Source organism: Marmoricola sp. OAE513 (genome assembly GCF_040546585.1).
Classification (GTDB): domain Bacteria; phylum Actinomycetota; class Actinomycetes; order Propionibacteriales; family Nocardioidaceae; genus Marmoricola.
The window spans coordinates 2080933-2092989 of sequence record NZ_JBEPOC010000001.1 but is presented as its reverse complement, the minus strand read 5'-3'; the positions used below and the strand labels follow the sequence as shown (position 1 = coordinate 2092989).

General features: G+C 70.0%; 10 protein-coding genes. 8 read left to right on the top strand and 2 right to left on the bottom strand.

Features of this window, described 5'->3' with window-relative positions; translation table 11 throughout:
* Positions 1 to 28: 28 nt before the first annotated feature.
* The gene (locus tag ABIE44_RS10555) at positions 29 to 910 is read left to right on the top strand and encodes a hypothetical protein (RefSeq protein ID WP_209718383.1); all 882 of its coding nucleotides are present in this window, start codon (positions 29 to 31) and stop codon (positions 908 to 910) included.
* A gap of 221 nt (positions 911 to 1131) precedes the next feature.
* Positions 1132 to 3009, top strand: coding sequence for an acyl-CoA dehydrogenase (locus ABIE44_RS10550; RefSeq protein WP_209718386.1), 1878 nt, complete (start codon positions 1132 to 1134; stop codon positions 3007 to 3009).
* 30 nt (positions 3010 to 3039) lie between these two features.
* On the opposite strand, the gene ABIE44_RS10545 is transcribed toward ABIE44_RS10550, so the two are convergent.
* Positions 3040 to 3852, bottom strand: a complete 813-nt coding sequence (locus tag ABIE44_RS10545) for an SGNH/GDSL hydrolase family protein (RefSeq protein WP_209718389.1) — start codon at positions 3850 to 3852, stop codon at positions 3040 to 3042.
* A 63-nt stretch (positions 3853 to 3915) separates the two neighbouring features.
* Between ABIE44_RS10545 and ABIE44_RS10540 the strand changes: the two genes are divergently transcribed.
* The 5 genes from ABIE44_RS10540 to ABIE44_RS10520 all read left to right on the top strand — a co-directional run bounded on the left by ABIE44_RS10540 (position 3916) and on the right by ABIE44_RS10520 (position 10010).
* A complete protein-coding gene (locus tag ABIE44_RS10540; protein WP_209718392.1) occupies positions 3916 to 4731 on the top strand; it encodes a maleylpyruvate isomerase family mycothiol-dependent enzyme in 816 nt (271 codons plus the stop codon).
* A complete protein-coding gene (locus tag ABIE44_RS10535) occupies positions 4728 to 5660 on the top strand; it encodes an oxidoreductase (RefSeq protein WP_354437990.1) in 933 nt (310 codons plus the stop codon). Before ABIE44_RS10540 ends, ABIE44_RS10535 begins: the two co-directional genes overlap by 4 nt.
* A gap of 95 nt (positions 5661 to 5755) precedes the next feature.
* A complete protein-coding gene (locus ABIE44_RS10530; protein WP_209718395.1) occupies positions 5756 to 7024 on the top strand; it encodes a hypothetical protein in 1269 nt (422 codons plus the stop codon).
* A gap of 109 nt (positions 7025 to 7133) precedes the next feature.
* The gene (locus tag ABIE44_RS10525; RefSeq protein WP_209718398.1) at positions 7134 to 9431 is read left to right on the top strand and encodes an Ig-like domain-containing protein; all 2298 of its coding nucleotides are present in this window, start codon (positions 7134 to 7136) and stop codon (positions 9429 to 9431) included.
* A gap of 75 nt (positions 9432 to 9506) precedes the next feature.
* Positions 9507 to 10010, top strand: coding sequence for a GNAT family N-acetyltransferase (locus ABIE44_RS10520; RefSeq protein ID WP_209718401.1), 504 nt, complete (start codon positions 9507 to 9509; stop codon positions 10008 to 10010).
* Here the strand turns inward: ABIE44_RS10520 and ABIE44_RS10515 are convergent.
* Complete coding sequence (locus ABIE44_RS10515; RefSeq protein WP_354437989.1) at positions 9970 to 10449, bottom strand: GNAT family N-acetyltransferase; 480 nt, start codon at positions 10447 to 10449, stop codon at positions 9970 to 9972. The genes ABIE44_RS10520 and ABIE44_RS10515 overlap by 41 nt on opposite strands.
* Positions 10450 to 10565: 116 nt before the next feature.
* On the opposite strand from ABIE44_RS10515, the gene ABIE44_RS10510 reads away from it, so the two are divergent.
* Positions 10566 to 12050 (top strand): carboxyl transferase domain-containing protein, encoded by a 1485-nt coding sequence (locus ABIE44_RS10510; RefSeq protein ID WP_209718407.1) that lies wholly within the window; start codon positions 10566 to 10568, stop codon positions 12048 to 12050.
* Positions 12051 to 12057: the final 7 nt, after the last annotated feature.

Below are 12057 nucleotides of genomic sequence, written 5' to 3'. Positions count from 1 at the left end.
GTCCACCTGCCCGGACCACGCTCGTGGCATGACACGACGCAAGGTCATCTGGCACATCGGCCCCGCCGACCCCGGGACGGCGTTCCTCGCCGACGCCCTGCAGGGGCGTTCGCTCGAGCTCGCCGAGCGGGGTGTCTCCGTGCCCACCGGCGCCTGGCACGAGATCGAGGACCAGATCTGGAAGCACAAGGGCGTCTCGCTCGTCAGCACGCCGGACATCTCTCGCGCCGACGCCGACAAGATCGCGCTGCACCTGACCGGTCTGCGTGACCTCGAGGTACACCTGGTCCTGCTCGTCCGCGACCTCCCCACGCAGGTGTACGCCGCCTGGCAGGCCGGTCTCGCGCACGGCAGCACCACCCCGCTGAAGAAGTACACCGCGCGACTCACCGATCCGTCCCGTGAGCACTGGCAGGCCGAGGAGTTCTGGGCCGGTCACGACCTCGGCCGGATCCTCCAGGGCTGGACCCGCGCGATCCATGCCGAGCGGGTGCACGTGATCTCCGTGGACCAGGACCCCGACGCCAGCTGGACCGCGCTCCTCGGCGCCGCCGGCGTCACCGACCTACCCCGCCCCGAGGCGTTCACCGCCCCGGCCCTGCGCGCCGAGCTCGACCCCGAGTGGGTCCTCGACGTCACCACCGCGTGGGCCAAGCTGATCGCCGACCGCGGTTTCGACCTGCAGGGTTCGGTCATCAACGCGAGCGCTGCCTCAGCCGGCGTCGGCGCAGGTCGCAGCGACCAGCTCGAGGCAGTGGCCGAGCTGCTCACCCGCGCGACCGCCGAGGTCGAGCGGCTCACCGCCGAGGTCGTCGAGCTCCGCGCCGCCAACGAACGGCTCGACGCCAAGAGGCTCAAGCACAAGCGCCGGGTCGAGCGCCTGAGGGCGGACCTGAGTTCCCCCAGCTGATGTCGGTGCCCCGTTCTGGCACTGGTCGGTCTCAGATCGTTCAGCAAACCTCTGAACTCCCCTGATCCCCTTGCGCACAGGGGATTTGGCCTTCGTCACACGACCTGCCGTTCCGCTTGCACGCCTGCTTCCCTAAGCGCATACTTGTTGTTACCGGTCGGTAGCAAAGTCGGCCGTGGCAGGCCCCGTCACGAGGGCACGAGACTGAAAAGGGTGGGTCAGTGAGCCACTACAAGAGCAACATGCGGGACATCGAGTTCAACCTCTTCGAGGTGCTCAAGCGCGACGAGGTCCTCGGACAGGGCCCCTTCGAGGCTGTCGACAGCGAGACCGCCCGCACGATCCTGGCCGAGATGGACCGGATGTCCCGCGAGGACCTGGCCGCGTCGTACGAGGACTCCGACCGCAACCCGCCGGTGTTCGACCCCAAGACGAACGCGGCGCCGCTGCCCGACGCCTTCAAGAAGTCCTACAAGGCCTACATGGACTCCGAGTTCTGGCGCCTGCAGATCAACGAGGACCTCGGCGGCACGCCGGGCCCCTCCACCCTGAACTGGGCCATGGGCGAGCTGATCCTCGGCTCGAACGCCCCGATCTGGATGTACGCCGCGGGCCCGAGCTTCGCCGGCGTGGTGTGGAACAACGGCACCGACCGCGATAAGAAGATCGCCCAGTTCATGGTCGACAAGCAGTGGGGCGCCACCATGGTGCTGACCGAGCCGGACGCCGGCTCCGACGTCGGCGCGGGTCGGTCCAAGGCCACGCTGAACGACGACGGCACCTGGAACATCACCGGCGTGAAGCGCTTCATCACCTCGGCGACCAACGACATGACCGAGAACGTCATCCACCTCGTCCTCGCCCGCCCGGCGGGCATCGAGGGCGTCGGCGGCCCGGGCACCAAGGGCCTGAGCATGTTCATCGTTCCCGAGTGGAAGTTCGACCTCGAGACCGGCGAGCTGACCGGCGAGCGCAACGGCGCCTACGTCACCAACGTCGAGCACAAGATGGGCATCAAGGTCTCCAACACCTGCGAGGTGACCTTCGGTGACTCCTCCGTCGGTGGCGGCGAGGCCGCCCAGGGCTGGCTCGTCGGTGAGGTGCACAACGGCATCGCGCAGATGTTCCAGGTCATCGAGAACGCCCGGATGATGGTCGGCACCAAGGCCATCGCGACCCTCTCGACCGGTTACCTGAACGCGCTGGAGTACGCGAAGAGCCGCGAGCAGGGCGCCGACCTGACCGAGTCGGCCAACAAGGCGGCCCCGCGGGTCACCATCACCCACCACCCCGACGTCCGCCGGTCCCTGATGACCCAGAAGGCGTTCTCCGAGGCGATGCGTGCGCTGGTGCTCTACACCGCGTCGTACCAGGACCGGATCCAGATCGCCGAGCACAACGGCGAGCGCGACGAGCTCGCCGAGAAGGTCAACGACCTGCTGCTGCCGATCGTCAAGGGCTACGGCTCGGAGCGCTCCTGGGTGCTGCTGGGCACCGAGTCGCTGCAGACCCTGGGTGGCTCCGGCTTCCTCCAGGAGTACCCGATCGAGCAGTACGTGCGCGACGCCAAGATCGACACGCTGTACGAGGGCACCACGGCGATCCAGGGCCAGGACTTCTTCTTCCGGAAGATCGTCAAGGACCAGGCGAAGGCGCTGACCCACATCAACAACGAGATCGACGCCTTCATCAAGAGCGAGGCCGGCAACGGTCGCCTCAAGGTGGAGCGCGAGCTGCTCGCGAAGGCTCTCGAGGACGCCGGCGCGCTGACCACCGGCATGATCGGCACCCTGATGAGCGCCGACGAGTCCGCCGAGGGTGGCGACATCAAGAACATCTACAAGGTCGGTCTCAACACCACCCGCCTGCTGATGGTCCTCGGTGACGTCGTCTGCGCCTGGCTGCTGCTCCGCGGCGCCGAGGTCGCGCTGGAGAAGCTCGGTGGCGAGGTCTCCGCTGCGGACAAGGCGTTCTACGAGGGCAAGGTCGCCGCTGCGCAGTTCTTCGCGCGCCAGCAGCTGCCGAAGCTCACCGCCGAGGTCGCGATCGCCGAGGCGACCGACCTGTCGCTGATGGAGCTGGACGAGGCCAGCTTCTGACATCTCGGCAGGCTCGATGACCGGGCTTGCTCAGACGGCCGCTTCACCCGCAAGGGTGGGGCGGCCGTCGTCGTTCTCCGAGGGAAGGACCGGCAGCAGCTGGGGTCTCTTGGCACCCGGTCCCTGCCCGCGGCCGCGCACCTGCTTGACCAGGAAGGGGCCGACGAAGCTGGCCACCCACCAGGCGTCGCGGCGTACGACGCCCAGACCGCGCGGGACCGCCCCGGTGACCTGCGCCCAGGAGTGGTCGCTACCCGGGAGGCCGAAGAGCTCGCAGGCACCTGCGGCGATCCGCTCGTGCCCGAGCGCGCTGCCGTGGATCCGGTCGTGACTCCACATCCCTGGATCCGCAGCCAGGTCGAGGCTGAATAGGTCGAGCACGTCGACGTCGTGGCGCGCGGCTGCCTCACCGACGCGGTCGTTCAGCTCGGCTTCGCGCGGTCGCAGCCAGCCCATCACCGGGAGCATCAGCGCGACGTCGGGGAAGCCGACGGTGAAGACTCGGCAGCCGGTCGCGCGCAGAGCGGCGAACGAGGCCTCGATCTGCGCTGCGGTGGCGGCGAGGTCGAAGTCGTGGCGGAGCAGGTCGTTCATCCCGACGCAGACCGACGCCAGGTCGGGTTCGAGCGCCAGCGCTGCCGGCACCTGGACGTCGAGCACGTGCTTCGCGCGACATCCGCCGACCGCGAGGTTGGCGTAGGTCAGGCCCGGACTGGTGGTCTCGGCGAGCCGTTCGGCGAACCGGTCGGCCCACCCCCGCCAGCGGCCGTCGGGCCCCACATCGTTGCAACCCTCGGTCTGCGAGTCGCCGAGAGCGACGAACCGCTCGTACTGCCCTGCCATGCCTCCGAACGTAACCGCGGACTGCGACTCCCGCACGCGATTTCGGTGTCCTAGGCTGCCGCCATGAGTGATGCCTCCCGCCTGTCCGAGCTCGTCGAGACCTGGCGCACCGCCATCGCCGAGTTCGTCGCGCTGGCCCGTGACGTCCCGGAGGACCAGTGGCACCTGCCGACCGACCTCGAGGGCTGGAGCGTCAAGGACAACGTCGCGCACACGGCCCACCTCGAGGGCGTCCTGGCCGGCGGCCCCGAGGAGACCCTCGCGGTCGAGGAGGCCCCGCACATCAAGGACCTCGGCGGTCTCTACACCGAGCAGGGCGTGCTCGCCCGCCGGGAGCGGAGCATGGCCGAGCTCACCGAGGAGATCGAGACGGCCGCCGCCACCCGGTACGCCGAGCTGCAGGCCGACCCGCCCACCGACGGCAAGGCGTCACCACCTCGCACCCCCGGCGGCATCGGGTGGAACAACGACACGTTGCTCTCCAACCGCCCCCTCGACATCTGGATGCACAACCAGGACATCCGCCGCGCCATCGGCGTACCGGGCGACTACGACACCGTGACCGCACGGCACACGCTCGCCAAGTTCGGCGGCGCCCTGCCGATGGTGCTCGGCAAGCGGGTCGCGCCGCCGGTCGGCACCAGCGTCCGGATCCGGATCACCGACGCGGACGCAACCTGGACCGCCGTGATCGGCGAGGACGGTCGCGCCGCGCTGGTCGAGGGCGTCGACTCGCCGACCGTGGCGATCTCGCTGACCGCCGAGGAGTTCGTCGTGCTCTCCGGTGGACGCCGCGGGATCGAGGCGACCAACCCGTCCTTCGAGGGCGACGAGGCCCTCGGTCGCGCCGTGCTCAGCAGCTTCACCGTCACGCCGTGAGTCCGCGTCGTACCGGCGCGCCCGGTTGGACCCTGGAGGACATGCCGGACCTGACCGGCACCCGCGCCCTGGTGACCGGAGTGACCGCCGGGCTCGGCACCAGCACCGCGCTCGAGCTCGCGCGCGCCGGGGCCGAGGTCGTCCTGGTGGCTCGTTCGCAGGCCAAGCTGGACGCGACCTCCGCCGACATCGCCGCGGCGGTGCCAGGGGCCCGGTTGTCCCCGGTCATCGTGGACCTCGCCGACCTCTCCTCGGTACGCCGCGGCGCGGCCGAGGCGGCAGCGCTCGGTCCGCTCGACCTGCTGGTCAACAACGCCGGCGTGATGGCGCTGCCCTACGCGCGCACGGTCGACGGTTTCGAGATGCAGCTGGGCACCAACCACCTCGGACCGTTCCTGCTCACCGGCCTGCTGCTCCCGCAGCTGGTCGCCTCCGGCGGGGGGCGTGTGGTCACCGTCGGCTCGCAGGCACACCGGATCGCCCGCCGGGTCCCGCTCGACGACCCCCGGGTCTCCGCCCGCCGCTACTCCCGCTGGGGCGCCTACGGCGAGTCCAAGCTCGCGAACCTTCTGTTCGCCCTCGAGCTCGAGCGCCGGCTGAGCGCTGCCGGCCTCCCGGTCACCTCGTTGGCCGCCCACCCCGGGTACTCGGCGACCGAGCTGATGGGCAAGTCCGGAGGCTTCCAGGGAGCGGTCATGGTCACCGCGACCAGGTTCCTGGGCCAGGCAGCCGAGCTCGGTGCGCTGCCGACGCTGATGGCGGCGACCGCGGACCTCCCGGGCGGAACCTACGTGGGCCCTGCAGGGTGGGGCCAGATGGCCGGGCTGCCGACGGTGGTCAGGCCGCGGAGGAAGTTCGTCGGTGACCCGGCTGCTCTCTCGGCGTTGTGGGAACTGAGCGAGATGGCCACCGGCATCCGCTATCCGTGATGTGCTGCAGCTGACGGGGGTCGCACGTAGGGTCGCAAGTCCCTTCTGAGACCGAGGCGGTTGGATCCTTGCTGCACCAGGGAACGCGGTGGGTGATGCGCGTGACCCGCCTGCGTGCGTGCAGCGACGACGTCGGCCGCAGCGAGTTCGTCGGGTCGTTCGAACGCCGACGTCTGACCGCCTCAGCGAGTCGCCTGAGCCGCTGGGAGTACGGCCAGTCAGGCAGCTCCTACCGGTTGCTGCGCGCCTACGAGGACGGCGCCGGCCTGCCGCCGTTCCTGCTGTTCGCGCTCAACGACCGGCAGCGGCGTGCGACCGAGGACGCGTTCTCCCCGACGCCGACCTTCGACGTGACCGAGGGTATCGGTGCCGACGACATCTACCTGATCCTCGACCGGGTCGTGCTGGGGCGCGAGGTGACCGGCTCGGAGTGGTACGCGCTGGCTGCCTTCGCCTCCAGCAACGGCTACTTCTACCTCTCGCCCGCGAACACCCGCCTGATCGCCCGGCGACTGCTCGTCGAGCTGGCGCGCTCGATCGGACCCGGTTACATCCTCCGGTTCGAGGCGATGCACCTGCTGGCCTCGATGCCTCGCGTCGACGTCGCCCTCATCGAGGAGTTCATGGCACTGGTCGCCGCGGACAGCACCGGGATGATCGGCGACGCCGTCAGCCTGGTCCTCCGACCGGCACCCGCAGTCGCACGCGCCCTGGCCCAACAGCTGCGAGACTCCGGAACCGCGGCCGCGCAGCAGAGTGCGGCCTGGATCGAGGACGTCCTCCGCGACCGGAGCGCGCGCCCCGATCCCGCGGTGAAGCGGTCCGAGCTGATCGCCCGCCGCGACCAGATCTGCAGCGATCTTCCTGCCTGGGCCTCCGCGAAGCTCGAGGACGAGATCACCAAGCCCTTGGTCGACACCGCCCTCGGCGGACGGTCCCGCTTGCAGCGGCACGAGGCGTCCTTGCTGCTCATGGTCGCCGGCGTCCAGGAGACGGTCGAGGCGGCGCTCCTCGACGTGTTCGAGGTCGAGAAGGATCCCCTCTGGCGGATGCGGCTGGCGAACCTGCACGAGTACCTCATCCCCCCGGGGGATCCCGGCCGGCTGGAGGCGCTGGCACTGGCCGAGCAGCACCCCGAGGTACGCCGTGCGCTGTGGAACTCCCGCGGCCACTCGCCGGAGTCGATCGAGCCGAGCGAGGAGCTCCTCGACCAGCTCGGAGACCCGGAAGCCCGGGGCAGCGTCACGGTCGCCCTCGGGCTCAGCGGGTCGGTCGACGAGAACCTGCTCGCGCGCTCCGAGGTGGCCGCCGTACGGCCGGTGCTGGAGTGGTGGCAGGAGCAGGGGCCCGCCCTGAATTCCTGAACTGTCCGGTTTTCAAAATTATCGGGGTCGTGAAAAAGCCTTTCCACCCCCTGCGGACGCCTGCATGACTGGCCCGAGCACCACCATTCCCCCCAGTCACAGGAGTGCCATGAAACTCGGAAACCAGGCACGGAGTCTCCGTCGCCGCCTCGCTGCAGGAACCGTGACCAGTGCGGTGGTCACCGGCTTGCTGCTGGTCGCACAACCAGCACCCGCCACGGCCGCATCGATCACCGTCAACCCCGGCGACATCCGCGGAGACGAGAGCACCTACGCCGGTTGGCACCAGGGCTACGCCGACGCCGAGCTCAACGCCGCGATCACGGCGGGGGGCCTGTCGCTGCGCGGGAAGTCCCAGATCATCAACGGCTACGCGAACAACGACAACGCGAACCTGGCCATCGGCGGCGTGAACGCCAACGTGAGCGCCCTGATCGGCACGACGTACAACGTGACCGCGGGCGCCGCGCACTTCCAGCTGCCGCTCTTCGTCGACACCGACGACAGCGACGCCACGGCCGGCGTCTTCACGACCCTGCGCCCGGAGGCGGCGCACAGCGGGAACGCGCCGATCGCGGGCACGGACTCGTGGATCTCCTCGAAGACGATCGGCACGATCACGGCGAACACGCCGACCTCGTTGAACACGATCATCGCGGCGGTCAACGCGCACAAGTCGAAGACGTTGGCGTTCGGTGTCCTCACCGACACCGGCGGCTCCGCGACGGTGCAGGGCATCACCTTCAACGGCGACACCTACACCTTCGCCGCGACGCCGACCACGCAGGTCGCGGTGGACAACAGCGACCTGCAGCCCGAGGAGACCCCGTCGAACTACGTCGACTGGCACCAGGGTTACGCCAACGCGACCGCGCGCGCCCAGGTCACCAGCAACGGTCTCGTGCTGGCCGGCAAGTCGCAGGTCATCAAGGGCTTCAGCAACAACTCCGACACCCTGAACGCCGTGAACGCGAACCTCCAGTTCGTGCTGCCGGAGGCCAGCTACACCGTTGCCGCCGGCTCGGACCCGGTGTTCTTCCAGGTGCCGGTCAAGTTCGACGACGGCAGCGGCCTGAAGTTCACCACGTTGCGCAACAACGGCGCCGGCGCGGGCAAGAACACGTTCACGCTCAACGACAACTGGCAGTCGAGCAAGGCGCTGGACGGGATCCCGGCCAACACCGACGCCAAGCTCAGCGACATCATCGCCGCCCTCGGTGACTACAAGGTCATCGCGGTCGGCGTGCTGACCAACCCGGGCACCTCCGGCACGGTCAGCAACATCACCTTCGGCACCCGGAGCTACAACTTCTCCGACACCCCCGCCGCAGGCACCACGTCGCTGGTCAAGGTCCGTGACATCGCCCCCGACGAGAGCACGTACGCCGGGTGGCACCAGGGCGCCGTCGGCGGCAACGCGACCGCTGCCACCGACTCGAACGTGCTGAACCTCGGCGCGACCAAGTCGCAGGTGATCAAGGGCTACGCGAACAACTCGAGCACCCTGGACGCCCGCAACGTGAACCTCACCGACGCGCTCACCTCGGCGTCGTACACGGTGACCGCGGGCACGGCGTACTTCCAGGTGCCGCTGTTCGTCGAGGACCCGAACTCCGGCAGCACCGTGTTCACCACGCTGCGCCCGGCGAACTCCGCCGCGGTCGGCGCGACCCAGCGGGTCGACGTCGGACAGCAGTGGGTCAGCAGCAAGGCCGTCGGCGACCTGTCGGCCAACACGCCGTACCTGCTGGGCGACATCCTGTCGTCGTTCAAGACCTACAAGGTGCTGGCGTTCGGCGTCTTCTCCGACACCGGCGGCAACGGCCAGGTCACCGACATCACCTGGGACGGCGTCCGGTACACCTTCACGGGCAACCGCTCGCCGATCGCGCTGAGCACGAACCGGACCTCGCCGGCCGGTCGCGCGTACACGCTCACCCTGCCGGGCAGCGACCCGGACGGTGACGCGGTCACGTACTCGACCAGCGCTCCCGGAGCCGTCGTCAACGGCGCGGTGATGACCTACGCACCGCCGTCCGGTTTCGTCGGGAAGGTCAACCTGGTCTACACGGTGACCGACAGCCTCGGCGCCTCGAAGAACGGCACCGTGTCGATCACCGTGGTCCCGGTCAAGACGACCCTCAAGATCTCGTCGAAGACCTACAAGAGCACGGACAAGACGTTCATCCGCGTCACGCCCTCTGCTCCGGGCGGCCTCGTCAACGGAGCCACCGTCGACATCCGGCGCAAGGGCAAGGCCGTCGCCAGCGGCAAGATCGTCAACGGCACGGTGCGGATCAAGGTCGGCAAGGACCTGCCGAAGGGCACCCGCACCTACGGCGTCTACTACCGGGGCACGAAGACGACGACGCCGGTCCGGGTCGTCGCCACGGTGAAGATCAAGTAGCAGCCAACCTCCTCCCCCGTGAGGGCCCGGTCCGCATCGCGGGCCGGGCCTCGTGGTGTCAGTAGGGTGCTGAGGGTGACCGAGTCCTCGCTGCTGCGCCCCATCACGCCGGGCGACCACGCCCTGGTGCTCGACCTCAACGAGACCAACGTCGAGCTGCTCGCGCCGCTGGACGAACCTCGTCTGGTCGAGCTCGTCGCTGCCGCCGAGACCGCCGCCGTCATCTCCCACGAGGGGCGCGACGTCGGCTTCGTGATCACCTTCGCCGACGGCGCCGGGATCGACGGACCGAACTTCGAGTGGTTCTCAGCGCGCCACCCCGGCTTCCTCTACCTCGACCGGATCGTCCTCGACGCCTCGGCGCGACGGACCGGCATCGGGTCGCGGGTCTACGACGAGCTCGAGGCGCGTGCCGCCGAGCGCGGCCCGGTGCTGTGCCTGGAGGTGAACATCGAGCCCCCGAACGACGCGTCGCTCGCGTTCCACCGGGCCCGCGGTTTCGTCGAGGTCGGGCAGCAGGAGGCCAACGGGCACGTGGTCAGCCTGATGGAGAAGCGGGTCGGACCTCCCGGGTCATGAAGATGCTGTTCGGGTCGAGCACGTAGTCGGCGAACGGCCCGCACTCGACGAAGCCGTGGCGCGCGTAGAGCCGCCGGGCCGGCGCGAAGTAGTCCTCGGCCCCGGTCTCGAGGTTGAGCCGGTCGTACCCGCGCTCGCCGGCGACCCGGACCAGCTCGGCGAGCAGCGTGGCCGCGACACCTCGACCGCGGGCCGCCGCCGTGGTGCGCATCGACTTGATCTCGGCCTCGGTCACGCTGTGCTCCTTGAGAGCGCCGCACCCGAGCAGGACGCCGTCGTCGTCGCGCACCGACCAGAAGGTCACCGCGGGCACCTGGAGCCCGGCGACGTCGAGGGCGTGCACGCTCTCGGCGGGCGACGTCGCGAACATGTCCGCGAGGTGCTCGGCGAGCAGGGCGGAGATGTCGTCGCGCGCGGGGTCCTCGACACTGATCAGCACGGGTCCATCCTCCCAAGCCGCGCCGATGATCGTCACTTCGTTCCTCGACGCTGCTCGCACCGCCGCCATCCGAGCAAGCTCGTCTGCGACTCCACTGGGGCGCGTACCCTCGGCCCATGCCCCGCCTCAGCGCCCGCGACCTGATCGGACTCGTCCTCGACGAGGGGTCCTGGACGACGTGGGACACCCCGCCCGAGTACGGCGAGATCAACGAGACCTACCGCGCGGATCTGGCCTCCGCCCGCGAGAAGTCCGGGGTCGACGAGTCGGTGATCACCGGCGAGGGCACCATCCGCGGACGCCGGGTCGCGGTGATCGCGTGCGAGTTCGGCTTCCTCGCCGGGTCCATCGGGCAGGCATCGGCCACCCGCCTGGTCGCCGGCATCACCCGGGCGACCGCCGAGGGCATCCCCCTGCTCGCTGCACCGGTCAGCGGCGGCACCCGGATGCAGGAGGGCACCCCCGCCTTCGTGCACATGATCCGGATCTCGGCCGCCGTCTCGGCGCACAAGAGCAGCGGCCTGCCGTACCTCGTCTACCTCCGCAACCCCACGACCGGCGGAGTGATGGCCTCGTGGGGTTCTCTCGGCCACGTCACCATCGCCGAGCCGAAGGCCCTCGTCGGCTTCCTCGGTCCACGGGTCTTCGAAGCCCTCTACGGCAAGCCGTTCCCCGAGGACGTGCAGACCTCGGAGAACCTCTACGCCCACGGGATCATCGACGGTGTCGTCGAGCCGTGGGAGATCTCCGACCTGCTCGACCGGACGCTGTCGATCCTGCTGTCCCGGCCGGCGGCGCCGGACGAGCCCGCCCCGGACGAGGAGATCGACGAGGTGGACACCTGGGACGCGGTGGTGCGCTCCCGGCGACCGGACCGGCCCGGCGTACGACGCCTGCTGCGGTACGCCGCCACCGACGTGGTCCCGCTCAACGGCACCGGCCAGGGGGAGGCCGACCCGGGACTGATGATCGCGCTGGCGCGCTTCGGTGACGCCCCGTGCGTGCTGCTCGGCCAGGACCGCCGCGGCCAGACCACCGACCGCCCGATGGGTCCCGGCGCCCTGCGCGAGGCCCGCCGCGGGATGCGGCTGGCCGTCGAGCTCGGCATCCCGCTGCTCACGGTGATCGACACCCCGGGCGCAGCGCTGAGTCCCGAGGCCGAGGAGGGCGGGCTCGCCGGCGAGATCGCCCGCAGCCTCGCCGACCTCGTCACGCTCGAGACCCCGACGCTGTGCCTGATGCTCGGCCAGGGCAACGGCGGTGGAGCGCTCGCTCTGCTGCCGGCCGACCGGGTCGTCGCAGCCCAGCACGCCTGGCTGTCCCCGCTGCCACCGGAGGGCGCGAGCGCGATCGTGCACCGCGACACCGTGCACGCCCCGGAGATGGCGCGCGCTCAGCGGATCCGAGCGGTGGACCTGCGGGCCGCCGGCGTCGTCGACCGGATGATCCCCGAGAACCCGGACGCGGCTGAGGAGGCCGAGGCGTTCTGCAAGCGCGTCGGCGCGGTCCTGGAGCACGAGCTCTCCGCGTTGGCGCACTCCGACGTCACCTCGCTCGTCGCCGTACGGTCGCTGCGCTTCGCCACTCCGCCGCCCAGCTGACCCTTTC

Coding starts and splice junctions, on each gene's coding strand:
- ABIE44_RS10530 (WP_209718395.1), top strand. CDS start 5,756: ATGCGCGTGACCCGCCTGCGTGCGTGCAGCGACGACGTCGGCCGCAGC.
- ABIE44_RS10540 (WP_209718392.1), top strand. CDS start 3,916: ATGAGTGATGCCTCCCGCCTGTCCGAGCTCGTCGAGACCTGGCGCACC.
- ABIE44_RS10555 (WP_209718383.1), top strand. CDS start 29: ATGACACGACGCAAGGTCATCTGGCACATCGGCCCCGCCGACCCCGGG.
- ABIE44_RS10525 (WP_209718398.1), top strand. CDS start 7,134: ATGAAACTCGGAAACCAGGCACGGAGTCTCCGTCGCCGCCTCGCTGCA.
- ABIE44_RS10510 (WP_209718407.1), top strand. CDS start 10,566: ATGCCCCGCCTCAGCGCCCGCGACCTGATCGGACTCGTCCTCGACGAG.
- ABIE44_RS10545 (WP_209718389.1), bottom strand. CDS start 3,852: ATGGCAGGGCAGTACGAGCGGTTCGTCGCTCTCGGCGACTCGCAGACC.